Origin of the sequence: Rhizobium sp. G187 (genome assembly GCF_051549525.1) — a bacterium.
GTDB lineage: Bacteria > Pseudomonadota > Alphaproteobacteria > Rhizobiales > Rhizobiaceae > Allorhizobium.
In genome coordinates this window covers 864,299-887,560 of record NZ_JBPUGM010000002.1, presented here as the reverse complement: position 1 = coordinate 887,560, position 23,262 = coordinate 864,299, and the positions used below count along the sequence as shown (strand labels likewise).

The window sequence follows — 23,262 nt, the reverse complement described above, 5'->3', positions numbered from 1 at the left end:
TCGGTCCGGTTTTCCACCGTAGCGTCGGCAGGTTGGAGGCCCTTCGATCCGCGATCGCCGCATTGCGGCAAGCGTCCGCCATACGAGATCAAAGCCCCTCTCGGCGCCATCCGGGAAGAGCATTCAAAGAGCGTGTCAGATTTATCGCGTTAAGCAAAAACTGTGCTGATCAATCACGAGAAAAAGGCTGCCACCGGTCGCCAAATCGCCGCAAGCATCGTAGAGAAGGACCAACCTCGAGCCCTCCCACCGGAGATCAGGCCGCCCGGGAAACTGTATGAAGATACTCGAAAAATACATTGTGAAGCGTGTCCTGCTGATGTTCCTCACGGCTCTTCTGCCGGTGCTGGCCATCATCTGGACGACGCAGGTTCTGCAGCGAATCAACCTCGTGACGGACAGCGGCCAATCAGTTGGCTCGTTCATGATCCTCGCGACGATGATCCTGCCGACCCTCGTCTCGACGGTTCTGCCATTCGCGCTGGTTATTGGCGTGACGCAGACCCTGACGACGATGAACAATGATTCCGAACTGGCCGTGATTGATGCGGCGGGCGCCCCGCGCAGCATCATCAACAGGCCGCTGATCACGCTCGGCGTGGTTCTCAGTGTCTTCACCTTCGGCATGGTCGGGTTTGTCGAACCGGCAATGCGCGTCAGCGTGCGCGACATGATCGCGACGGCCTATGCCGATCTTCTGTCCTCCGTCATCGAGGAACGCAGCTTTCGCCAGGTGGAGCCCGGGCTCTATGTGCAGATCACCGAACGCCAGGCCGGACGCGGACTGAAGGGTCTGTTGATCGCGGATTCTCGCGATCCGGAATCCGAACTGATTTATTACGCGCGGGAAGGCGCCGTCGAAGAAGACGGCAAGGCGCTCGTGATGCAGGATGGCGAAGTGCAGCGTAAGGCACCGAATGGCGATGTTACCGTCATTCGGTTCGATTCCTACGCTTTCGATCTATCTGAACTGTCCGAGGAACGTGGCCAGGCCCGTTACGGAGCCAAGGACCGCGATCTCGGCTTTCTGCTCGATCCGGACCCGCTGGATGAACAATATCGCCGCAAGCCGGGCGACTATCGGGCGGAACTGCACAGACGCCTAAGCAGCAGCCTGTTTCCGGCCGTCTTCATCCTGATCTCGCTGGTCATCTGTGGAGACGCGCGTTCGCATCGGGAAGCCCGATTGCATCCGATGGCGCTGACGCTGGTGCTCGCGCTGGGTGTCTTCTGGATGTCGAATTATGCGACGTCGCTCGCCGAAGATTCAGCCAGCTTCGTTCTGGTTCAGTACGCCATCCCGATTTCCGCCGGCATCATATCCTTCATCTTTCTCCGGCTGAACAAGAGACCGCAGCTGCCGCGCTTCCTCACGGAAGGCGTTGCCCGCGCCTTTGCATCGATGCGCAAACGCATCGACCCAGATGCGGGGCATGCGACATGATCCGGACCCTCGGCCTCTATTTCTTCCGTCGCTACATCACGATGATGGCCTGGTTCCTAGTCGGTGTGGTCTGCATCACGTTTCTGATCGACTTTACCGAGACGTCGTCGCGCTATGCCGATCTGCCCGGTTACACGGTCACAGGCGTGCTTTATCTCACGGCGCTTCGGCTGCCGCTGATCCTGCAGCAAACCATTCCCTTCATCGGCTTGTTTGTCGGCATGGCAACGCTGATCGGGCTGAACCGCAAGTCCGAACTCGTCGTGGCGCGTGCCGCCGGCATTTCAGTCTGGCAGTTCATGGCACCCTTCCTGATCGGCGCCATTCTGGTTGGTCTTGCGACCACACTGGTGATCAATCCGCTTGCGGCCTGGGGCAAGCGCCAGGGCACGGAAGTCGAGGCCAGCTGGCGTGAGACTGCCGGTCGAACCAAACCGGCACCGATTCCGTGGCTGCGACAATCGAGCGGGACGACAGATGTCGCCATCGGCGCCCGGTCCGTGCTTGAAGACGGCGCGCTTCTGGTTGAACCGGTGCTCCTGCACTTCGATCCGGATGGCCGGATTGCCCTGAGGCAGGACGCGCGGTCGGCAAAGTTGGAAGATGGTTACTGGAACCTTACCGACGTTCTCGAGACGCGGCCCGGCGAGATCCAGACGCGACTTCCCGAGGCGAAGGTTCCGACCAACCTCAATGCCGAGTTCGTACAGCAGCGACTGGTGCAGCCAGAGAGCGTTGCTTTTTATGATCTTTTTAACAAAATCGAAGTGGCTCGCTCCTTTGGCGTGTCCACTTATGCACTCGAAACGCAGTTTCATTCCCTTTTGTCACTGCCATTTCTGATGGTGGCAATGACACTCATCGCTGCAACCGTTTCGCTGAAATTTAGCCGTATCAACCAATCCCGGTCGGTTATTCTCGGTGGAATCCTGTCTGGCTTCGTGCTTTATGTTGTCACGGTGCTGGTCAGGGCATTCGGAAGCAGCGGTGTGATGCCGCCCTATATTGCAGCATGGGTACCAGTTGTCGTAGCCATGGCATTGGGGGCAACGATTCTGCTTCACAAGGAGGACGGTTAGTGGCGGTAAGTGACCGCAGGAATATCAGGCGGCTCTCGGTAGCCTTGCTGACCAGTGTTGCGGTGTGCGCCTTGTCGCTCACTGCCCCTGCAGCATTTGCCCAGACCGCTCAGCAGTCCCCTGTAAGTGCTGATGTTTCTGAAGATGCAAAGCTGCTTCTGGCAGCCAATGAACTCGTCTACGATCGCGACGCCGAGCGCGTGATCGCCAATGGCGCAGTGCAAATCAATTACGGCGGTTACCAGATGGTGGCGCGCCAGGTCGTTTACGACCAGAAGACCGGCCGAGTGACCGCGGCCGGGAATATCGAACTTGTCGAGCCGACGGGTAACCGCGTCTATGCGGATTCCCTCGATGTTACCGACAACTTCTCGGACGGATTCCTGCGCGCCCTGCGCATCGAAACCAATGACAATACCCGTCTCGTGGCGGAATCGGCCGAGCGCGTCGGCGGCACCCAGATGATCCTGCACAAGGGCGTCTACACAGCCTGCCTACCCTGCGCGGAAAATCCGTCGAAGCCGCCAATCTGGCAGGTCAAGGCCGAGCGCGTCATCCAGGATGGCGAGAAAAAAACGATCCGCCTGGAAAAGGCACGTTTCGAACTCTTCGGCCATTCGATCGCAACGCTGCCTTTCGTCGTGGTGCCGGATAATACGGTGAAGCGGAAGTCCGGCTTCCTGTTTCCTGAATTCCGCTCCGCTGAGAAACTCGGTTTCGGCATTGCGGTTCCCTACTATGTTGCCATTGCGCCCGACCGGGATGCGACGATCACGGCGACCGGTTACACCAGCCAGGGCGTATTGCTCGAAGGCGAGGTCCGTCAGCGCTTTGAGAAGGGCGATGCCAATATTCGTGTCGCCGGCATCAGCCAGATGGATACGGAAGGCTTTACCGCTGGCACCAGCGATGCCGACCAGGATTTCCGCGGCATGATCGCCACCAAGGGCGACTTCAAGATCAATTCGCGCTGGGCGTTTGGCTGGGACGTGATGTTCCAGTCGGACAACAATTTCGCACGTACATATGGCATCGAAGATCACAGCAGTTCGACCAATACCAACGTCGTCTATTTGACTGGTGTCGGCGAGCGGAATTTCTTCGACATGCGCGGCTACTATTTCGACATCCAGGATGCCGATCTGAACAGCGAAGCCGAAAAGAAGCAGGCAACGGTCCTGCCGACGATCGACTACAGCTACTACGCGCCTGAACTGGTTGCCGGCGGCCAGCTCTCCGGCACGCTCAACTTCACGTCGCTGTCGCGCTTCTCGTCCGCAGGGCTTTCCGGCCTCAAGGGCAATATGAACCGCCTGACGGGCGAAGTTGAATGGCAGCGGACCTATGACGCGCCGGGCGGCTTGCAGATCACGCCGCTGCTCGCCGCGCGCGGCGATGCCTACGGGCTTTCGATGGATGCGCCGGGCAGCTATTCCGGTGACTTCACCTCGAACGACGCCCCGACCCGGCACATGCTGACGGCCGGTGTTGAAGCACGCTATCCCTGGCTGATCACAGCCGGCAACAGCACCCATATCATCGAACCGATTGCGCAGATCTACATGCGCAATGACGAGGTTTTGGCCGGCGGCCTGCCGAACGAAGACGCACAAAGCATGGTCTTTGATGCGACCAATCTCTTCGATCGCGACAAGTTCTCGGGCTTCGACCGCGTCGAAGGTGGTACGCGTGCCAATGTCGGCATGCGCTACACCGGCAGCTTCGACAACGGCATCGGCCTGCGTGCCATTGTCGGTCAGTCCTATCATCTGGCGGGTCAGAACTCCTATGCGACGGACGACCTGGTTTATGCAGGCGCCTATTCGGGTCTGGAAACAGATGTCTCCGACTATGTCGCCATGGCCGGGATCGACCTTCCGATGGGAATTTCTGCCAGCGCAAGTGTCCGGCTGGACGAAAAGACACTCGAAGTCCAGCGCACAGATATCGGCGCGTCCTATTCGACGAACCGCATGACGACGAGCCTGACCTTTACCCAGGTTGCGGCCCAGCCTGACTATGGCTTCGATGAGGACAACCAGACCGTCAGCAGCAAGTCTACCGTGAAGCTGAACGAAACCTGGTCGGTGTTCGGCTCGGTCAATTACGATATCGACGCCAACAGCTTCAACCGCCGCAGCGTCGGCATTTCCTACGAAGACGAGTGCACGACATTCTCGATCGGTTACACCGACAAGTACGATCCGAATGCCGAAACCGCCAACGACTGGACCATCGGCGGCAAGCTGGTATTCCGGACGCTTGGCGAAATCAATTTGAGCGATACATCGTTCGAATGACCTCGTCCGCATCGTCGGGCCATTGTTTCGCCGCACGGATTGTGCAATCCGTGCGGCGGTTTTAATACTACGACATGACGACGTCCGCCGGCGCCACAGCCGGTCGAAGGGAGGATTTCAGATGGCTGAAGCAAAAAATGGCTCGCGTTCCGCACTCGCTGGACTGATCGCATTGGCCTTGCTGAGCGCACCGATTGCGGTTGAAGCGCCTGCTCTGGCCGCCACCTCCGTTGTCGCCGTTGTCAACAAGACGGCCATCACCAGTGGCGATGTGTCCCGCCGTGTGGCCTTCCTCAAGCTCCAGCGCCGCAATGGCAACCTGCAGAAGCTTGCAAAGGAGCAGCTCGTTGAGGAGGCGCTGAAGCGCGAAGAGATCGCCCGTATCGGCATGTCCGTTTCGACTGCCGAAGTGGATCAGTCCTTCGAGCGCTTCGCCTCGTCGAACAAGATGACGGCCAAGCAGCTGAACGGCATTCTCGACCAGGCGGGCGTCGGCGCTGCCCACTTCAAGTCCTTCATCGCCATTTCCATGAGCTGGCCAAGGCTGGTCAGTGCCCGTTATGGCGCCGGCTCGCGCGGCAAGATGTCGAACCAGGATCTCGTGACGCGCCTTCTGGAGAACAAGCAGAAGCCGGTGACGACAGAATACTTCCTGAAGCAGGTCATCTTCGTGGTACCGGCCTCCAAGAAGGGCATTGCCGGCAAGCGCAAGTCGGAGGCGGAAAAGTCCCGCGCGTCTTTCCCCGGTTGCGATCAGGCGATGGAATTTGCCAAGAACTACCGCGATGTCTCGATCCGCAATCTCGGCCGCGTGATGGAACCGGAACTGCCGCCGGAATGGAAGCCACTGATCGAAAAGGCGAATGGTGGCACGACCGGCACGCGCGTCACTGACCGTGGCGTCGAATATCTGGCCATCTGCAACCAGCGCCAGGTTTCCGACGACGTGGCGGCTGAAATGGTGTTCCGTGCCGAAGACCTCGGCAAGGAGGAACAGGGCGGCGAGAACCCGAACTCCAAGAAATATCTCGAAGAACTGCGCGCCAAAGCCCAGATCGTCCTGCAGTGATCGGGGGAATGTCCTCCGAATGAGCAACGCCCTTCCCCTCGCCCTCACCCAGGGTGACCCCGCAGGCATAGGGCCTGATGTAACGCTTCGTGCGTGGCAGAGGCGTAAGGAGCTTTCGCTTCCGCCCTTCATCGTAATTGGTGATCCTGAAGTGCTTCGCGTGCGCGCCCGCATGCTGGATATGGTCGTACCCGTCAGCGAGACGGATTTCGCCCATGCATCTGAAGTCTTTCAGTCAGCGCTTCCCGTGTTGCCGGTTCCGGCCGGTGTCGCGGTTCTCGCAGGAGAGCCGCATGTCGCTTATGCGCGGGGGACGATCGCATCCATCGAGAAGGCCGTTTCTGCCTGCTTCGATGGCGATGTGCGCGCAGTGGTGACCAATCCGATTGCCAAGTCGGTCCTCTACGAAGCCGGTTTCCAGTTCCCCGGACATACGGAGTTTCTCGCAGACCTCGCGGCTCGCAGAACAGGGAAACCCGTGGTGCCCGTGATGATGTTGGCGGGTCCGAAGTTGCGTGCCGTGCCCGTGACCATCCATATTCCGATCCGGGACGTACCGGCTGCCCTGTCAGCCGATCTGATTGTCCAGACATGCCGGATCGTCGCCAGGGACCTGAAGGACCGCTTTGGTCTTGCTGCACCCAGGCTGGCAGTTGCCGGGCTCAATCCGCATGCCGGCGAAGGCGGTGCGATCGGCTCCGAAGACGCGTCCATCATCCATCCTGCCATCCGACGCGTCCGCGACGAGGGCATCGATGCGTTTGGTCCGCTGCCGGCCGACACCATGTTCCACGACGACGCCCGCAGCCGATACGATGTGGCCATCTGCATGTATCACGATCAGGCCCTGATCCCTGCCAAGGCGCTGGGTTTCGACGACAGCGTCAATGTCACGCTTGGCCTGCCCTTCGTCAGGACTTCGCCGGATCACGGCACCGCTTTCGGCATTGCCGGGAGCGGGCTTGCCAAAGAAGACAGCCTCGTTGCGGCGCTGCGCATGGCCGACCAGATGACAACGCAGGCGGTGGAGACCTGATGGCCGCTCTTGATGGACTGCCGCCGCTGCGAGACGTGATCGCGCGTCATGGTCTGGACGCCAAAAAGGCGCTCGGCCAGAACTTCCTGCTCGACCTCAACCTGACGCAGAAGGTCGCCCGCACCGCCGGATCGCTTGAGGACACCGTTGTCTTCGAGGTCGGTCCCGGCCCTGGCGGTCTGACCCGCGCAATTCTCGCACTTGGCGCAAAGAAGGTCATCGCCGTCGAGCGCGATCCGCGCTGCCTGCCGGCACTGGCCGAGATCGAAGCACATTACCCCGGCCGCCTTGAAGTCATCGAGGGCGACGCGCTGAAGACCGACTTCGAAACGCTTGCCGAGGGTCGACCTGTCAAGATCATCGCCAACCTGCCATACAATGTCGGGACGCAACTGCTGGTGAACTGGCTCTCGCCCCGGCAATGGCCACCCTTCTGGCAATCGCTGACGCTGATGTTCCAGAAGGAAGTAGGCCAGAGGATCGTGGCTGGCGAGGATGACAATCATTATGGCCGCCTGGGCGTGCTCTGCGGCTGGCGCACCGAAGCCTATATGGCCTTCGACATCCCACCGCAGGCCTTCACCCCGCCGCCGAAGGTAACCTCAACGGTGGTCCATCTCGTGCCGCGGGCGACGCCAATGCCCTGCGATCAGGACAAGCTGGAGCGCATCACCCATGCCGCCTTCGGGCAGAGGCGAAAGATGCTCAGGCAAAGCCTGAAACCGGTTGGCGGCGAGGCGCTCCTGGCCAAGGCCGAAATTGATCCGCAGCGACGGGCCGAGACGCTCAGCGTCGAGGAATTCGTTCGGCTCGCCAACCTCATCTGACGGCAGTCTCCGAACGCTCATCCCGGCGCCAGCCGACCCCACTTTCGGCCTCCAACCAGCGCGCAAGCTGCGCCGTTGGCGACGATTCGTTCGCGGCAATCAACCAGTAGCCACGATCGGGAACCTCGACCTCAGCACCGGCCACGACCAGCAGACCGGCCTCGAGCAGTTGGTCGACGACACCCAGCCAGCCAAGCGCCACGCCCTGACCGCCGAGGGCTGCCTGGATCACCATGGAATAGGTATTGAACCGCAGGTCGCCGGCGGCATGCCCAAGGTTTCCACCAATCCCGCTTTCAGCCACATAGGCTGGCCAGTCGAGCCAGGGCGACGATGGGTCGGCGTCAAGGTGTATGCGCGGGACCATATCCAGGTCATCGGAAACACCTAGCTGCAGACGTGCCCTTATCGACGGGGCGCAGACCGGCACGACCTTTTCCGGCATCAGCAGCTTGGCGCCTTCCTCGAAAGTGGATCGGTGGCCGAAGGCAACGGCCACATCCGCCGTGTCGCGCCAGTGGCTACCCAGCCGTTGCGACGCAACGATCTGGAGGTCAACATCCGGATTCTGCGCCCGGAACGCCTGCATGCGCGGAATGAGCCACAATCCCGAGAAGGCATAGTCGGTGGTCAGGCGAACTGCCGGACGGCGGCGGGCCGCCTTGATCGCCCGCTCCAACCCGTCGACCTCTTCAACCGTCCGTATGGCGACAGCCAGCAAGCGGCGGCCATCTTCTGTGAAGCGGACACCCCGATGCAGACGCAACAAAAGGGCGCAACCGAAACGCTGCTCCAGCGTCCTGATCTGGTAACTCACAGCAGGCTGACTGAGGCCCATGGCCTCGGCTGCGGCCGACAAGGATCCACGCCGGTCCACTTCAACCAGCAACCGCATCCAGCCAAGATCGACAGGCGCATCAGACATAAGACTGACTTATACCAAGCATCAAAATTCTCCGACTTCACAGGTGATACCTTGCGAATTTCAATAAGCATAACCAATAGCATTAGAGAGGGGAACAGCATGACCGGGACAACAACAAGGCCAGCCACCTGGCTGACGGGCATTGTCGCCATCACCATGACGGCGCTGAGCAGCTCCGTCGCGCTGGCTGACGATGCTGCGAGCTGCAAGGCGATCCGCCTCTCCGATCCCGGCTGGACCGATATCACCGCCACCAATGCCGTTGCTGCAGTTCTGCTTGAAGCGCTCGGCTACGAGCCGGAGGTCAAGACGCTCTCAGTGCCAATCGGCTACCAGTCGATGAAAAACGGCGAGATCGATGTGTTCCTCGGCAACTGGATGCCGGCCCAGCAGGCCTTTATCGACGATCTCAACGCCGCCAAGGCTGTCGAGGTGGTGACGAAGAACCTTGTCGGCGCAAAGTTCACGCTCGCGGTTCCAACCGTGACGGCCGACAAGGGCATCAAGGACTTTGCCGATCTCGCGGCCCATGCAGACGAATTTGATTCCAAGATCTACGGCATCGAGCCCGGTGCTCCGGCCAATGCCAACATACAGAAGATGATCGATGCCGGCGAATTTGGGCTCAAGGGCTGGGAGCTGGTGGAGTCGGGTGAACAGGCCATGTTGGCCCAGGTGGAACGGGCTTCCAAGGAGGGCAAAGGCGTCGTCTTTCTCGCCTGGGCACCGCATCCGATGAACGAGCGCTTCAAGCTCACCTATCTTTCGGGCGGCGACGCCTATTTCGGCGCCAACTTCGGCGGTGCTGAAGTCTATACATTGGCGCGCACGGGCTGGAGCGAAAGCTGCCCGAATGCCGCGAGCCTGTTCAAACACTTGACCTTCGATGTCAGCATGGAAAATGTGCTGATGGGCGAGATCCTCGGCGGCAAGGATGCCAAGGAAGCTGCGTCCACCTGGCTGAAGGCCAATCCCGCCGTGCTCGACGGCTGGCTGAGCGGCGTGAAGACGCTTGACGGCCAGCCCGGCGAGGCAGCGGTCAAGACCGCCCTCGGGCTGTGAAAGGTAATCTCCCATGACACGTCCCAATATCCTGATCCTGATGGTGGACCAGTTCAACGGCACCCTCTTCCCGGATGGTCCGGCAGACTTTCTGCATGCGCCGCATCTTAAGGCCCTGGCGAAGCGTTCCGTGCGCTTTGCCAATACCTATACGGCAAGCCCGCTCTGCGCTCCTGCACGCGCATCCTTCATGTCGGGGCAGTTGCCGAGTCGCACGCGCGTCTATGACAACGCGGCGGAGTTCGCCTCCGACATTCCAACCTTTGCGCACCACCTGAGAGCCGCCGGTTACCAGACCAGCCTGTCCGGCAAGATGCATTTCGTCGGCCCGGATCAGCTGCACGGTTTCGAGGAGCGGTTGACCACGGACATCTATCCGGCCGATTTCGGCTGGACGCCGGACTATCGCAAGCCCGGCGAGCGCATCGACTGGTGGTATCACAATCTGGGCTCCGTCACCGGCGCAGGGGTAGCCGAGATCACCAACCAGATGGAGTATGATGACGAGGTCGCCTACAACGCCACCCGTCGGCTCTACGACCTGTCACGCGGCCAGGACGAGCGTCCGTGGTGCATGACGGTGAGTTTCACCCATCCGCACGACCCTTATGTCGCGCGGCGCAAATATTGGGATCTCTACGAGGACTGCCCGGCGCTTGAACCCTCTGTTCCCGCCATCCCCTATGATGAGCAGGATCCCCATTCGAAGCGCCTGATGGACGCCTGTGACCACACGGCATTCAACATTACCGACGAGAACATTCGCCGGGCCCGGCAGGGCTATTTCGCCAATGTTTCCTATGTCGACGACAAGATCGGCGAGATCCTCGACGTTCTCGAACGCACAAGAATGGCCGACAACACGGTAATCCTGTTCGTCTCCGATCATGGTGACATGCTGGGTGAGCGCGGATTGTGGTTCAAGATGAACTTCCTCGAAGGCTCGGCCCGCGTGCCGTTGTTGCTTTGTGTGCCGGGGCTCGAAGGCCGGTTGGTGACCACGCCGGTATCGACGCTCGATATCACGCCGACGGTTGCTGGCCTGGCCGGTATCGACATCACCACACTTGCACCATGGACCGATGGCGAGGACCTCATGCCGCTCGCCACGGGCACCGGCGGGCGCGGGATCGTGCCGATGGAATATGCGGCGGAAGGCACGGTCAGCCCGATGGTGGGCTTGCGGGACCAGCGTTACAAGCTGACGCTTTGCGAAGCCGATCCACCGATCCTGGTCGATCTCGAAGCCGACCCCTATGAGACGACCAATCTTGCAACCGATCCGGCCGCATTGCCGATCTTCGAACGCCTGTCCGATCTTGCCGCCGAACGCTGGAACCTCGCCCAGTTCGATGCTGCCGTACGGGAAAGCCAGGCGCGGCGTCATGTGGTCTACAAGGCGCTCAGAAATGGCGCCTACTTCCCCTGGGACTACCAGCCCCTGCAAAAGGCGTCGGAACGCTATATGCGCAACCACATGGATCTCAACGTGCTCGAAGAGAACCAGCGCTTCCCGCGGGGGGAATAGTTCGTGACAAAACAATCCCGCCGATCCACGATCGGCGGGATATTAGCATGCGAAGAGGCGCTGGGGATTTTACGCAGCAGACCGGATGCGCCGCGCTGGGCTTGCGCGGAACATATCGACCTGTTGGTTCAGGCGGTTTACCTCGACGCCCAGTGAATGCGTTGCAGCATTGGCCTCCTCAACCATGGCCGCATTCAGCTGTGTCATCTGATCCATCTGATCTATCGCGGTACTGATCTCGGTGATCGAGGTCGCCTGATCACGGGACGAGGAGACGATGGCGCTTACCTGATCCTTGATAGTCGAAACGTTCGCACCGATGGATTGAATAGCCTGACCCGTCTGGCCGACCAGTGCCACGCCGACCTGCACCTCCTGTGCAGAGCGTTGGATCAACGCCTTGATCTCGCGTGCTGCAGTCGCGGAGCGCTGAGCCAATTCGCGCACTTCCTGGGCAACAACCGCGAAGCCCTTTCCAGCCTCGCCAGCGCGGGCCGCTTCAACACCTGCGTTGAGGGCCAGCAAGTTCGTCTGGAAGGCGATCTCGTCGATAACGCCGATAATCTGACCTACCTGATCAGACGAACGCTCGATCTGCGTTATGGCCTCGACCGCATTGCTGACAACCGCTTCGGTTCGCTTTGCATCGGACATTGCAGTGTCGACGAGATTACCGACCGTCTCTGCCCGGACAACTGAATCCTTGAGCGTCGCCGAGACGCCGGCGAGCGATGCAGACGCCTCCTCCAGCGCTGCAGCCTGGCGCTCGGTTCGCTGAGCCAGATCGTCTGCAGCCTGACCAAGCTCATTCGAGCCGCTGTGAATGGCTTCCGAGCTGGAGCTGATCTCAGCCATGGCTGCGTGAAGTTTTTCCATAGAGTCATTGAAATCTGAACGGAGACGGTCGAGATCCCCGGCAAAGATCTGTTCGATCCGGTATGTCGTCTCACCACCAGCCAGAGCCGACAGGCCCTGCCCCAAGGCTTGCACCGCGGCGGCAATCTCGGCCGCACGCCGGGCCTGTTCGCGCTCCCCCTCGATCTCCGCCTCGCGGGCCGCCGCCTGCTTGCTCAGTTCCTGCTGGCGGTCGAACTCAGCTTTTTCCTGCGTATTGACGATGCATTGGTAGATCGCGCGGCCCATGCGGCCAATCTCGTCGCGCCCCCCAGATTGATCGAGACGAACATTCATATCGTTGGCAGCAAGGCGTTCCACAGTATCAGTGAGGATCTTCAGTGGGCGGGCGATGGTGTAGGACATTGAGCTGGCGAGAAGGGCAACGACGACAAGGCCGGCCAGGATCGAAGATGAGATCACGATCAAACTGTTTAGCTGCGTCCGTGCGGCCTCTGTTGCAGAGCTGACAATTTCGGCCAGCAATACATCTTCAACGCGCTTGAGCCGGTCGATGCGTTTCGTCGTTGCAGCAAACCAGTCCGGTGCGCTCAACGAAGTCAGGTCTGCACCTGCACCGCCTGAAATCAAGCCGTTGCGCATCTGTTCAATGACGGCGGGGTCATCGTCGTTCAAAATGCCGCTGAGCAGAATGCGATCGTCCTCCCGAACGAGCTTCAAGGCTTGCGACATGAGCGAGGACTGAGCTCCATGCATGCCGCTAAAAGCCAGGAATCGCTTTGGGTCACTTTTACCAGCGCTTATGAAACCATTTCCGGTGCCCCGCTCCTGCCCGGCCAATTCCTTGGCGTTGAGAAAAAGATTGTAAGCAACCAGCCGACCGGCATCACCTTCGGAGGCACTGCTCAGTGAGTGCGTACGGGATACGTCGATCAGGCCCGAGACCACACCCGTGAAATAGGAAAAGGAAGCCCGACCCTCAATTTTCAAGCCGTCAATATCCGCTCGGATCAGCGTGATTTTGCCAAGCGCATCCTTGGTCTGTGCAATCGAGGTCTGTTCCACTACTCCCCGAGACGAGACACCTGCCAATGCTTCCGGGAGCTTGGCACCCATCTCGTCCACCTTCATACGCGCCGCGCGGAGAGGCTCGGCGCCCCGCTGGCCCTTTGAGCCGAGGAAACCAGCAGAAAGTCCCCGCTCCACCTGCAAAGCGTGGATCAAATCACCCAATACACCGATGTCGCTTGCGACCTGCACCAATTGGTGGGCGGACACATATCGATCATGGGTGGCACTAATCTGAGTGGTTGCGAAAACGGCCACGGCCGCCAGCGGCGCCATCAGCGCAGCCATCAACCTCCACTTTACCGAGATATCTGTGATCCGCATTTCACCCCCACCGGCAGCAATCTTGAGTTACAAGAGAGCCAACGCTACAAGGAGGCGATTAATTTTAGCTAAAACTTAGTCATCTTATTGGTGCAGCGAAGCACGCTTCAACCATTCAGGCAATGAGCCCGTCGACGAAGTCGAACATGCCGTGGCGGCGGTCGCGCCTCAAGCGCTCGGCCTTCACAATCGACTGCACCGCATCAAAGGCCGAGTTCAGGTCGTCGTTGACGATGACGTAATCATATTCCCGCCAGTGCTGGATTTCAGAGCGCGAGTTATTGAGGCGGGTCTGGATGACCTCCTCGGTATCCTCGGCGCGCCGGTGCAGGCGCGACTGGAGTTCAGCCATGGTCGGCGGCAGGATGAATATCGAGACGACGTCGGCCGACATCTTTTCCTGCAATTGCTGGGCACCCTGCCAATCAATGTCGAAGAGCATGTCGCGGCCCTCGCCCATCGCGGTTTCAACCGCTTCCCGAGGCGTGCCATAGAAATTGCCGTGAACCTCAGCCCATTCCAGCAGCGAGTCGCTGTCCCGCAGGCGTTCGAACTCGCGCTGCGAGACGAAATGATAGTGCACACCCTCGATCTCGCTCTGGCGCCGCTGGCGCGTGGTAACGCTGACCGAAAGGCTGATCTCCGGATCTCTGTCCATCAGGGTCCTGGCAATCGTCGACTTGCCCGCACCGGAGGGCGAGGAGATGACCAGCATCAGGCCGCGTCTGGCGATGGTGACGCGCGAGGAAGTCGAAGGGGCCATGGACTACTCCAGATTCTGAACCTGTTCGCGGAACTGATCGATGACGACCTTCAACTCGATCCCGGCGGCCGTTACCGCAACCGAAGTCGATTTGGAACAGATAGTGTTTGCTTCGCGGTTAAATTCCTGCGCCAAGAAATCGAGTTTGCGCCCGATTGGCCCGCCTGCCGCGATCAAATCGCGAGCGGCGATGACATGCGCCTTCAGCCGGTCGATTTCCTCGCGCAGATCGGCCTTGGTCGCCAGAAGAGCGATTTCCTGATGCAGGCGATCACGGTCGAGGCCGGCCGCGCCATCCATCAGGCTTGCGACCTGCGCTTCAAGCCGGCGTCCGATCTCTTCTGGGCGTCGAGCCGGATCGGCCTCAATCTGCGAGGCCAATTCCTCGATCCGGCTGATGTGATCTGACAGGATACGACCAAGGGCAACACCTTCGCTCTGACGCATAGCCACCATGGCATCAGCGGCGGCCGAAAGTCCGCCCAGAATGTCTGCGTCACGGGCGGCAATTGCCTCGGCATCATCCGTTGCCTCTCGCAGATCCACCAGTCCACGAATGGAGAGGAGCGAGTCGAGGCGCATGGGCGCCGGATCGACAAGCTCGGGACCGAGCGTCTCGCGCAGGGCGAGGACGGCATCAAGCGCATCGCGGTTCAGAACCGCTTCGACGCGGTTCTCGCTGACAGTCACGGTCAGGCCGACCTGCAGATTTCCACGGCTCAACCCCGCGCCCAGAAGACGGCGAAGATCAGCCTCGAGATGTTCATGGCCCTGCGGCAGACGGGACCGGATATCAAGTCCCTTGCCGTTCACCGAACGCAGCTCCCAGGCCCAGCGGTAGCGACCCGACGAGCCTTCGACGCGGGCAAAGCCCGTCATGGATTGCAATGTCATGCCCCAGTCCCTTCCCCGGACCTTTAGTTGCTTGTGCCGGGATCGACCTCGGGTGCGACATCGAGCGTGGCTGGCGGCGTCTGCGCACGCTCGGCCTCCAGCTTGCGCCAGCGACGAACATTGGCATTGTGCTCTTCCAATGTCGACGCGAAAGCATGTCCACCGCTGCCATCGGCGACAAAATAGATGTCGTCGGTCTTCCACGGGTGAGCGACGGCTTCAAGGGCGGCGCGGCCGGGATTGGCGATCGGACCAGGCGGCAGGCCGCGGATCACATAGGTGTTGTACGGCGTTTCCTTCTTGATGTCGGACTGGTAGATCGGGCGATCGGCCGGTTTGCCTTCGCCGCCGAACAGCCCGTAGATGATCGTCGGATCGGATTGCAGGCGCATCTTCTTGTTCAGGCGATTGATGAAGACGGAAGCGACATGGGCGCGTTCGTCATCCTTGCCGGTCTCCTTCTCGACGATGGAGGCGAGCGTAACAAACTCCTCCTTTGTCTTCACCGGCAGGTCCGGATCGCGCTTCTCCCAGATCTGATCAATCAGCTTCTGTTGCGCTGCCTGCATCTGGGCGACGATCTCGGCGCGCTTGGTACCACGGCTGAACTTGTAGGTGTCGGGACGAAGGCTGCCTTCCGGCGGCATGGTCGCCGGCATTTCGCCCTCAAGAACAGGATCCTGGCTCAAGCGCTGGAACATCTGGTTGACGGTCAGGCCTTCCGGGAATGACACGGTGTAGAGGATGGACTTGCCGGATTCGAGCAGCTCGGTGATATCCTTCATCGAGGCCCCGGCTTTGATCTCATATTCACCGGCCTTCAGCGTCTGGCCTTCCTGAAGATAGGTGGCCGTGACGTATCGATAGACGCGGGCGTCGGAGACGATGCCGTTGCGCTCAAGATTGTTGGCAATCTCGGCGAGACCGGCACCGGTGCGCACGACAAAGCTGCTATTGGCCGTTGTCGGACCCGGGCGCTGATAGGCATCCATGGCGTAATAGAACACGGCCACGGCGACCACGAAAACGAAGACGACAATCGTCATCAGGAAGTTCAGGAAGATCACCAGCTGGCTCCGCGCCTTGCGGGAACGGCGCGGTGGCTGCGGCACCCGCTCCGGACGCAGAACGTCGGCCGGCGATTTCGGGATGAGAGGCCCTTTTGCGGCCTCGCCGTCTCGGCCGAAGGGGATACCTTGGTTCTGGCTGCTGCCATTCGGGATATTGTCGGTCACCGGCAATCCTACTTGATTTGGCTGTCGCGGCTGTTTCGGTCAGCAATGCGGCAAAAATCCGGGCCGGCACGTTCACACAAACGCCGGACGGAGACTGTTTTTCTAGCCGTAACAACGGGGGCCGGGCAAGTGCGCGGTGCCAAGCATCCAAAGCTCAGCACCCCGCCCCGGCCTATCCGTCAATCCTCGTAGCGCTTCAGGACCAGCGAGGCATTCGTGCCGCCAAATCCGAAGGAATTTGACAGGGCAACACGGATGTCACGCTTGCGCGCCGTATGCGGCACGAGGTCGATCTTGGTTTCGACATCCGGATTGTCGAGGTTCAGCGTCGGCGGTGCAACGCCGTCGCGGATCGCGAGGGCGGAGAAGATCGCTTCCACGGCTCCGGCAGCCCCGAGAAGGTGGCCGATGGCCGACTTGGTGGACGACATCGAAATCTTCGACGCGTGTTCACCGACCAGCCGTTCGACCGCACCGAGTTCGATCGTGTCGGCCATGGTCGAGGTGCCATGCGCGTTGATGTAGTCGATATCGCCTGCCGTCAGACCTGCGCGCTTCAGCGCCATGGTCATGCAGCGGAACGCACCGTCGCCATCTTCCGACGGGGCGGTGATGTGGAAGGCGTCGCCCGAGAGGCCGTAGCCGACGATTTCGGCATAGATCTTGGCGCCGCGCGCCTTGGCATGCTCGAGTTCTTCCAGAACGACAATACCGGCGCCCTCGCCCATGACGAAGCCGTCGCGATCCTTGTCATAGGGGCGCGATGCAGCGGTCGGATCGTCGTTGCGGGCAGTCGACAGCGCGCGGCAAGCGGCAAAACCGGCAAGCGAGATGCGGCTGATCGGGGATTCCGTGCCGCCTGCGACCATGACATCGGCATCGCCGAGGCCGATCAGGCGGGCCGCGTCACCAATGGCATGCGCGCCGGTCGAGCAGGCGGTGACGACGGAATGGTTCGGACCGCGCAGCTTGTGTCGGATCGACACCTGGCCGGAGGCAAGGTTGATCAGGCGGCCGGGAATGAAGAACGGCGACAGGCGGCGTGGGCCCTTGTCACGCAGGATATGACCCGCCTCGACAATGCCTTCAAGACCGCCGATGCCCGAGCCGATCAGAACGCCGGTGGCGCACTGGTCGTCATCGGTCTTCGGCTCCCAGCCAGCATCCTTGAGCGCCATGTCGGCAGCCGCGATCGCGTAGATGATGAAGGCATCGACCTTGCGCTGCTCCTTCAACTCCATCCAGTCGTCGGCGCTATAAGCGCCTTCGCCTTCGGTAGGGATGCGGCAGGCGATCTTTGCAGGCAGGTCGTCCACCTCGAACTCGGTGACGAGGCGGGCGCCGCTCTGACCAGCCAGCAAACGCTGCCAGGTCAGTTCCGTGCCACAGCCGAGAGGAGATACCATGCCGGTACCGGTGATAACGACACGTCTCATCGTTCGTAGCCCACCCTGCAGTTGTCGGCCTCGCTCGGCCGGTTCATATGGTCATTATACAAGAAGGCCCGCATGAAGCGGGCCCAAGCGGACAGGACGGGCAAAGCCCGCCTTCCACAAACTCTCGATCGATCAGGCCTGAGCCTTCTCGATGAACTTTACAGCGTCGCCGACGGTCAGGATCGAGTCAGCAGCGTCGTCCGGGATTTCAACGCCGAACTCTTCTTCGAAGGCCATGACCAGTTCGACCGTGTCGAGCGAATCCGCGCCCAGATCGTCGATGAAGCTCGCGCCTTCGACAACCTTTTCAGCGTCAACGCCGAGATGATCAACTACAATTTTCTTCACGCGTTCTGCGATATCGCTCATGTCGGTAACCTCGACCTTCTTAATCTCAGAGGGAGCCATAATGGCTGCCCTACCCTGCATTCAACCGGCGAACGTCAAGCGTCCCCACCAGCAAACCCGTTCAGCTCAACCTCAGAGCGGTTTATGCAAACAAAAGCATAAACTTCGGCTCATGCGATGGAGCGACTGCTCACAGTCATGGCCCGCTTAACACGGTTTAAGCGCGCCGCAAAGCCAGAAATTCAACCCGTCCCATTGGTCAACATCCTTCTGTGACAGGCGTCTTTCCGGCCTTGTGATCAGATCATCGCCATGCCGCCATTCACATGCAGCGTCTGGCCAGTAACATAACCCGCTTCGTCGGAGGCGAGATAGAGGACAGCGGCCGCAATATCCGATCCCGCGCCCATGCGCTTCATCGGAATTGCACCCATGATTGCATCCTTCTGCTTGTCGTTCAGCTTGCCGGTCATGGCGCTTTCGATAAAGCCCGGCGCCACGCAGTTGACCGTCACGTTGCGGGTGGCGATTTCCTGGGCGAGCGACTTGGAAAGACCGATCATGCCGGCCTTGGAGGCGCAGTAATTGGTCTGACCCGGATTGCCGGTGACGCCGACGATCGAGGTGATGTTGATGATGCGGCCATGACGGCGACGCATCATCGGATGGGTCAGTTCGCGCGTCAGGCGGAAAACCGACGTGAGGTTCACTTCGAGAACCGCATCCCAGTCCTCGTCCGACATACGGACGAACAGGCCGTCCTTGGTGATGCCAGCATTGTTGACGAGAATATCGACGCCGCCGAGTTCGGCCTCCGCCTTCTCGCCAAGCGCCTTGACTTCGGCGCGGTCAGCCAGGTTGGCCGGGAAGATGTGGACGCGGTCGCCGAGTTCGGCGGCCAGCGCTTCAAGCTTTTCGACGCGCGTGCCGTGCAGGCCGACGATGGCACCCTGCTTGTGCAGCAGGCGGGCGATCTCTTCACCGAGGCCTCCAGTGGCACCGGTCACGAGGGCCTTGCGGCCGGTCAGGTCAAACATGATGGTTTTCCTTGTTCAACGTTGGCGGCGTTCAGCCGTTCAGAGCGGCAATTGCCGCGTCGATATCGGCAGGGCCATTGACGGCCACGCCGGCGATATTCTTGTCGATGCGGCGGGCAAGCCCCGTCAGCACCTTGCCGGCCCCGATCTCGTAGAGGGTCGTGACGCCATTGGCACCGAACCACTCGACAGTTTCGCGCCAGCGCACCTGACCGGTCACCTGCTCGACGAGCAGATTGGCGATTTCGCTGGCGGAGGTCACAGGCTCGGCCCGCACATTGGCGATCAACGGCACGGTAGGATCGCGCTTCTCGACCGTGGAGAGAGCCTCGCGCATCGCGTCAGCGGCAGGGCCCATCAGCGCCGAATGGAACGGCGCAGAGACTGGCAGCATGATGGCGCGCTTGGCGCCCTTTTCGGTGGCGAGTGCTGCCGCCTTTTCGACGGCTGCCTTGCCGCCCGAAATCACCAGCTGGCCACCGCCATTGTCGTTGGCGATCTGGCAGGGACCGACGGCGGAGGCTTCAAGGCAGATTGCCTGGACGTCGCCGTGCTCCAGACCGATGATCGCCGCCATCGCGCCTTCACCGACCGGAACGGCCGCCTGCATGGCATTGCCACGGATGCGCAGGAGACGTGCGGTGTCAGCAATCGAGAAAGTGCCGGCGGCGCAGAGTGCCGAGTATTCGCCGAGCGAATGTCCTGCAACGAAGGAGACCTTGGACTTCAGATCGAGGCCCTTGGCTTCGAGAACGCGGATCACGGCCATCGACACGGCCATCAAGGCCGGCTGGGCGTTCGCGGTCAGTGTCAGCGTTTCCTCTGGGCCATTCCACATGATGTCCGAAAGCTTCTGGCCGAGGGCTGCGTCGACCTCTTCGAACACGGCGCGGGCCTCAGCGAAACTGTCGGCAAGATCCTTGCCCATGCCGACGGCCTGACTGCCCTGGCCGGGAAAAGTGAATGCAACTGTCATGGGATCATCGTCCTTCCCTAGCTTTTTCGTCTTCAAGTTCACGATCTGCAGCGGGAGTCAAGGGTTGCGACCGATGAAGCGCCGCCCCTTTCAACACCAAAATGAACCCGGCCCTGTCGCGGATCAGGCCGCCAAACGGGAACGAGCAACGGCCAGGAAACCACTGAGGCGTGCAAGTATGCCGTAAGCAATCGCACCGCCAAAGACCGCGATCAGCGCGACCGTCAGCAGGTCCGGTGACTGATGCGAGACCAGTGCCGACTTGATTCCATTGTCGCTCGGCTCTGTTGGCATATAGAGGATCTCAACAGCCGCATCGTCCAGCAACAAGGAACTGTCCGTAGGGTCCGTCATCGCCTCAAGTGCGGCGACTTCGATCGAGTCGTGACCATTCTGGATCTGGCCATCAGCCGTTTCGAAGCTGTAGTCGACTTCGGCCGACTTGGATGTGGTGAACCCATATTTCTTCCGTGACTTGGTGGTTGCCCCCGTCACTTCCGCAGTCACAGTCGTCCCTTCGGCAACGAGCTTTCGCGCATGCGCTGCGGTCTTGAGTTCGCCTTGATACATAAACGCCGCCCCTATCAGCGCCGCGACGGCGGAAATGCCGAGCTTGACCATCGTTGACGTCTTCATGAGATCCCTACTCCTTCAGCAATCCTATTTGCCCGCCGCATCACGGACGCGCTTTAGTTCATCGGCTTGCCAATTAAAGTACATCCGTCACAGTCGGTGGCTGCTTGGCCGCCGCCAGCAGGTAGGGCATCTCCAAAAATGTCTTCCTCGCGACTTGCGCCTCACCGAGACTTGCCTAAGTTTCCATCGCCTCCCCCATCAAGGACATTTTCATGAGACATACGAAACTCGGGCGCACGGATATTGACGTGTCGCAGATCTGCCTCGGCACCATGACATGGGGCTCGCAGAACACGCAGGACGAAGCCTTCGCGCAGATGGACTATGCGCTGGATCATGGCGTGAACTTCTTCGACACGGCCGAACTTTACCCCACCACCCCGCTTTCGGCCGAAACCTACACCCTGACGGAATCCATTATTGGCAACTGGATCGCAACGGGCGGCAAGCGTGACAAGATTGTGCTTGCCACCAAGATCGCCGGCTCCGGACGTCCCTATATTCGCGAAGGACAGCCGATTACAGCCAAGGCCGTTCATCAGGCCGTTGATGCCAGCCTCGCACGATTGAAGACCGACTACATCGACCTCTTCCAGATCCACTGGCCTAACCGCGGACACTATCACTTCCGCCAGGCCTGGAATTACGACCCAACCAAGCAGGATCGCAGCACGGCCGTCAGCGACATGGCGGAAAAGCTCGAAGCGCTGGGCGAATGCGTGAAGGCCGGTAAGATCCGCGCCATCGGCCTGTCGAACGAGACGACCTGGGGCACGCAGAAGTTCCTCTCCCTCGCGGAGGAGCGCGGATTGCCGCGTGTTGCCACCGTCCAGAACGAATACAATCTGCTTTACCGCACCCACGACCTCGACATGGCAGAACTGTCATACCATGAAGACGTCGGCCTTCTCGCCTATTCACCGCTTGCCGGCGGCATCCTGTCAGGCAAATATCTCGACGGCCGAAAGCCTGCCGGCTCACGCGGCACCATCAATGGCGACATCGGCGGACGTCTGGCGCCTCAGCAGCAGGCGCCGACACAGGCCTATGTCGATCTTGCCCACGCGCACGGCATAGATCCCTCTGCTCTCGCCATCGCATTTTGCCTGACCCGACCATTCATGGCAGCCGCCATCATCGGCGCCACGACGATGGAGCAGCTGAAGGTCAACATCGGCGCTGCCGACATCGTCCTGTCGGACGAGATCCTCAAGGAGATTGCGCGCATTCACCGCGACTATCCGATGCCGATCTGAACGAGCAGCGTCACCGATTTCATGATCATAGCGGGGTCGCGGGGAGAAATTCCCTTGCGGCCCTTGCTAAATCCGGGGAAGCGCGTATAAGCGCGCCGTTCACAACACCCGGTCTTCCGGCTGGTGGCTGAACGGAGGGCTGGCAGGTCGCTTGGCTTGCAGCAGGAACTATTAAGGGTTTCCGGCCTCCCGTGTCTCCGCTCTCGACCGTCTCGAACACACTACTTTTCTTGCCGCGGCTTTGCCGCACAGGAGCAGTCTGTGAGGCTTAGCGCCGGATCCGGGTGACGACAACCGCAAGAAAAGGCAAAGCTTACATGGCTCTTTACGAACACGTATTCCTTGCCCGGCAGGATATGTCCGCTCAGCAGGTTGATGCCCTCGTCGAACAGTACAAGGGTGTCCTCGAAGCTAACGGCGGCAAGGTCGGGCGCGTAGAAAACTGGGGCCTCAAGTCCCTGACCTACCGCATCAAGAAGAACCGCAAGGCTCACTACGCTCTCATGGACATCGATGCTCCGGCAGCCGCCGTCCATGAAATGGAGCGCCAGATGCGCATCAACGAAGACATTCTTCGTTACATGACCATCGCTGTTGAAGCCCACGAAGAAGGCCCGTCTGCCATGATGCAGAAGCGCGACCGTGACGACCGTCCGCGTCGTGACGGCGACGATCGTGGCCCGCGCCGCGACTTCGGCGATCGTGGCCCGCGTCCGGACCGTGGTCCGCGCGAAGGTGGCTTCGAGCGTCGTCCGCGCGAAGACCGCGCGTAATCTGAGCAATAGGAGAACACACAATGGCTGATGCATCCTCTTCTCAGGCACGTCGTCCCTTCCATCGTCGTCGCAAGACCTGCCCCTTCTCGGGCGCCAATGCTCCGAAGATCGACTACAAGGACGTTCGCCTCCTGCAGCGCTACATTTCCGAGCGTGGCAAGATCGTTCCTTCGCGTATCACCGCAGTTTCCCAGAAGAAGCAGCGCGAACTGGCCCAGGCCATCAAGCGCGCCCGCTTCCTCGGCCTGCTGCCTTACGTCGTAGCGTAATCTGATCCGAAGCCTGCCGACATCGTCGGCGGGCTTCATCCCTTCCGCGTTGGGCGCGGATCGGAACCGACTGCCAGATGGCGCTTGATGCGACATCCGGCGAAATCCCATGTTGGGGA

The 23,262-nt window shown here is 60.5% G+C and carries 21 protein-coding genes; 11 read left to right on the top strand and 10 right to left on the bottom strand.

The window, feature by feature from the left end; translation table 11 throughout:
- The first annotated feature begins 277 nt into the window (after positions 1-277).
- The 6 genes from ACSV9I_RS09100 (at position 278) to rsmA (ending at position 7,755) form a co-directional block, all read left to right on the top strand.
- Positions 278-1,444, top strand: coding sequence for an LptF/LptG family permease (locus ACSV9I_RS09100; protein ID WP_054159853.1), 1,167 nt, complete (start codon positions 278-280; stop codon positions 1,442-1,444).
- A complete protein-coding gene (gene lptG / locus ACSV9I_RS09095) occupies positions 1,441-2,523 on the top strand; it encodes an LPS export ABC transporter permease LptG (RefSeq protein WP_438328470.1) in 1,083 nt (360 codons plus the stop codon). Before ACSV9I_RS09100 ends, lptG begins: the two co-directional genes overlap by 4 nt.
- Positions 2,523-4,823 (top strand): LPS-assembly protein LptD, encoded by a 2,301-nt coding sequence (locus ACSV9I_RS09090; RefSeq protein WP_438328469.1) that lies wholly within the window; start codon positions 2,523-2,525, stop codon positions 4,821-4,823. Before lptG ends, ACSV9I_RS09090 begins: the two co-directional genes overlap by 1 nt.
- 121 nt (positions 4,824-4,944) lie before the next feature.
- Positions 4,945-5,892: a SurA N-terminal domain-containing protein gene (locus tag ACSV9I_RS09085; RefSeq protein ID WP_438328468.1), complete on the top strand. Its 948-nt coding sequence runs from the start codon at positions 4,945-4,947 to the stop codon at positions 5,890-5,892.
- A 19-nt stretch (positions 5,893-5,911) separates the two neighbouring features.
- Positions 5,912-6,928, top strand: a complete 1,017-nt coding sequence (pdxA, locus tag ACSV9I_RS09080) for a 4-hydroxythreonine-4-phosphate dehydrogenase PdxA (RefSeq protein ID WP_438328467.1) — start codon at positions 5,912-5,914, stop codon at positions 6,926-6,928.
- On the top strand, positions 6,928-7,755 hold the full coding sequence (gene rsmA, locus ACSV9I_RS09075; RefSeq protein ID WP_054159848.1) for a 16S rRNA (adenine(1518)-N(6)/adenine(1519)-N(6))-dimethyltransferase RsmA: 828 nt from the start codon (positions 6,928-6,930) through the stop codon (positions 7,753-7,755). Before pdxA ends, rsmA begins: the two co-directional genes overlap by 1 nt.
- Here the strand turns inward: rsmA and ACSV9I_RS09070 are convergent.
- Entirely contained in the window at positions 7,748-8,680 is a 933-nt protein-coding gene (locus ACSV9I_RS09070; RefSeq protein WP_438328465.1) for a LysR family transcriptional regulator, read from the bottom strand. The genes rsmA and ACSV9I_RS09070 overlap by 8 nt on opposite strands.
- A gap of 156 nt (positions 8,681-8,836) precedes the next feature.
- Here ACSV9I_RS09070 and ACSV9I_RS09065 point away from each other — a divergent pair, with 156 nt between their 5' ends.
- Both ACSV9I_RS09065 and betC read left to right on the top strand, forming a co-directional pair.
- Positions 8,837-9,742: a choline ABC transporter substrate-binding protein gene (locus tag ACSV9I_RS09065; protein ID WP_438328555.1), complete on the top strand. Its 906-nt coding sequence runs from the start codon at positions 8,837-8,839 to the stop codon at positions 9,740-9,742.
- 13 nt (positions 9,743-9,755) lie between these two features.
- Complete coding sequence (gene betC / locus ACSV9I_RS09060) at positions 9,756-11,270, top strand: choline-sulfatase (protein ID WP_438328464.1); 1,515 nt, start codon at positions 9,756-9,758, stop codon at positions 11,268-11,270.
- Positions 11,271-11,339: 69 nt separating this feature from the next.
- Here betC and ACSV9I_RS09055 read toward each other — a convergent pair whose 3' ends face one another.
- The 9 genes from ACSV9I_RS09055 to ACSV9I_RS09015 all read right to left on the bottom strand — a co-directional run bounded on the left by ACSV9I_RS09055 (position 11,340) and on the right by ACSV9I_RS09015 (position 20,842).
- Entirely contained in the window at positions 11,340-13,481 is a 2,142-nt protein-coding gene (locus ACSV9I_RS09055) for a methyl-accepting chemotaxis protein (RefSeq protein ID WP_438328463.1), read from the bottom strand.
- Positions 13,482-13,632: 151 nt separating this feature from the next.
- Positions 13,633-14,280: a guanylate kinase gene (gmk, locus tag ACSV9I_RS09050; protein ID WP_054159843.1), complete on the bottom strand. Its 648-nt coding sequence runs from the start codon at positions 14,278-14,280 to the stop codon at positions 13,633-13,635.
- Positions 14,281-14,283: 3 nt separating this feature from the next.
- Positions 14,284-15,174, bottom strand: a complete 891-nt coding sequence (locus ACSV9I_RS09045) for a YicC/YloC family endoribonuclease (protein WP_438328462.1) — start codon at positions 15,172-15,174, stop codon at positions 14,284-14,286.
- Positions 15,175-15,197: 23 nt separating this feature from the next.
- Complete coding sequence (mltG, locus tag ACSV9I_RS09040) at positions 15,198-16,397, bottom strand: endolytic transglycosylase MltG (protein WP_082352628.1); 1,200 nt, start codon at positions 16,395-16,397, stop codon at positions 15,198-15,200.
- A gap of 191 nt (positions 16,398-16,588) precedes the next feature.
- A complete protein-coding gene (gene fabF, locus ACSV9I_RS09035; protein WP_438328461.1) occupies positions 16,589-17,845 on the bottom strand; it encodes a beta-ketoacyl-ACP synthase II in 1,257 nt (418 codons plus the stop codon).
- A 132-nt stretch (positions 17,846-17,977) separates the two neighbouring features.
- Positions 17,978-18,214 carry an acyl carrier protein gene (locus ACSV9I_RS09030; protein WP_006727438.1) on the bottom strand — a complete coding sequence of 79 codons (237 nt, stop codon included), beginning with the start codon at positions 18,212-18,214 and terminating at the stop codon, positions 17,978-17,980.
- 278 nt (positions 18,215-18,492) lie between these two features.
- Entirely contained in the window at positions 18,493-19,230 is a 738-nt protein-coding gene (gene fabG / locus ACSV9I_RS09025; protein ID WP_438328460.1) for a 3-oxoacyl-[acyl-carrier-protein] reductase, read from the bottom strand.
- A gap of 31 nt (positions 19,231-19,261) precedes the next feature.
- Complete coding sequence (gene fabD / locus ACSV9I_RS09020; RefSeq protein WP_438328459.1) at positions 19,262-20,206, bottom strand: ACP S-malonyltransferase; 945 nt, start codon at positions 20,204-20,206, stop codon at positions 19,262-19,264.
- A gap of 123 nt (positions 20,207-20,329) precedes the next feature.
- Positions 20,330-20,842 (bottom strand): hypothetical protein, encoded by a 513-nt coding sequence (locus ACSV9I_RS09015; protein WP_438328458.1) that lies wholly within the window; start codon positions 20,840-20,842, stop codon positions 20,330-20,332.
- Between the two features lie 212 nt (positions 20,843-21,054).
- Between ACSV9I_RS09015 and ACSV9I_RS09010 the strand changes: the two genes are divergently transcribed.
- From ACSV9I_RS09010 to rpsR, 3 genes are all read left to right on the top strand, one after another.
- Positions 21,055-22,098, top strand: a complete 1,044-nt coding sequence (locus ACSV9I_RS09010) for an aldo/keto reductase (RefSeq protein WP_438328457.1) — start codon at positions 21,055-21,057, stop codon at positions 22,096-22,098.
- Positions 22,099-22,415: 317 nt separating this feature from the next.
- Complete coding sequence (rpsF, locus tag ACSV9I_RS09005; RefSeq protein WP_054159836.1) at positions 22,416-22,871, top strand: 30S ribosomal protein S6; 456 nt, start codon at positions 22,416-22,418, stop codon at positions 22,869-22,871.
- A gap of 23 nt (positions 22,872-22,894) precedes the next feature.
- A complete protein-coding gene (gene rpsR, locus ACSV9I_RS09000) occupies positions 22,895-23,143 on the top strand; it encodes a 30S ribosomal protein S18 (protein ID WP_003502063.1) in 249 nt (82 codons plus the stop codon).
- Positions 23,144-23,262 lie beyond the last annotated feature (119 nt).

Excerpts from the sequence above, each read along its gene's own strand:
- ACSV9I_RS09100 (WP_054159853.1), top strand. The coding sequence starts at position 278 with ATGAAGATACTCGAAAAATACATTGTGAAGCGTGTCCTGCTGATGTTC.
- lptG (WP_438328470.1), top strand. The coding sequence starts at position 1,441 with ATGATCCGGACCCTCGGCCTCTATTTCTTCCGTCGCTACATCACGATG.
- ACSV9I_RS09085 (WP_438328468.1), top strand. The coding sequence starts at position 4,945 with ATGGCTGAAGCAAAAAATGGCTCGCGTTCCGCACTCGCTGGACTGATC.
- pdxA (WP_438328467.1), top strand. The coding sequence starts at position 5,912 with ATGAGCAACGCCCTTCCCCTCGCCCTCACCCAGGGTGACCCCGCAGGC.
- rsmA (WP_054159848.1), top strand. The coding sequence starts at position 6,928 with ATGGCCGCTCTTGATGGACTGCCGCCGCTGCGAGACGTGATCGCGCGT.
- ACSV9I_RS09070 (WP_438328465.1), bottom strand. The coding sequence starts at position 8,680 with ATGTCTGATGCGCCTGTCGATCTTGGCTGGATGCGGTTGCTGGTTGAA.
- ACSV9I_RS09065 (WP_438328555.1), top strand. The coding sequence starts at position 8,837 with ATGACGGCGCTGAGCAGCTCCGTCGCGCTGGCTGACGATGCTGCGAGC.
- betC (WP_438328464.1), top strand. The coding sequence starts at position 9,756 with ATGACACGTCCCAATATCCTGATCCTGATGGTGGACCAGTTCAACGGC.
- ACSV9I_RS09055 (WP_438328463.1), bottom strand. The coding sequence starts at position 13,481 with ATGGCTGCGCTGATGGCGCCGCTGGCGGCCGTGGCCGTTTTCGCAACC.
- gmk (WP_054159843.1), bottom strand. The coding sequence starts at position 14,280 with ATGGCCCCTTCGACTTCCTCGCGCGTCACCATCGCCAGACGCGGCCTG.
- ACSV9I_RS09045 (WP_438328462.1), bottom strand. The coding sequence starts at position 15,174 with ATGACATTGCAATCCATGACGGGCTTTGCCCGCGTCGAAGGCTCGTCG.
- fabF (WP_438328461.1), bottom strand. The coding sequence starts at position 17,845 with ATGAGACGTGTCGTTATCACCGGTACCGGCATGGTATCTCCTCTCGGC.
- ACSV9I_RS09030 (WP_006727438.1), bottom strand. The coding sequence starts at position 18,214 with ATGAGCGATATCGCAGAACGCGTGAAGAAAATTGTAGTTGATCATCTC.
- fabG (WP_438328460.1), bottom strand. The coding sequence starts at position 19,230 with ATGTTTGACCTGACCGGCCGCAAGGCCCTCGTGACCGGTGCCACTGGA.
- fabD (WP_438328459.1), bottom strand. The coding sequence starts at position 20,206 with ATGACAGTTGCATTCACTTTTCCCGGCCAGGGCAGTCAGGCCGTCGGC.
- ACSV9I_RS09015 (WP_438328458.1), bottom strand. The coding sequence starts at position 20,842 with ATGAAGACGTCAACGATGGTCAAGCTCGGCATTTCCGCCGTCGCGGCG.
- ACSV9I_RS09010 (WP_438328457.1), top strand. The coding sequence starts at position 21,055 with ATGAGACATACGAAACTCGGGCGCACGGATATTGACGTGTCGCAGATC.
- rpsF (WP_054159836.1), top strand. The coding sequence starts at position 22,416 with ATGGCTCTTTACGAACACGTATTCCTTGCCCGGCAGGATATGTCCGCT.
- rpsR (WP_003502063.1), top strand. The coding sequence starts at position 22,895 with ATGGCTGATGCATCCTCTTCTCAGGCACGTCGTCCCTTCCATCGTCGT.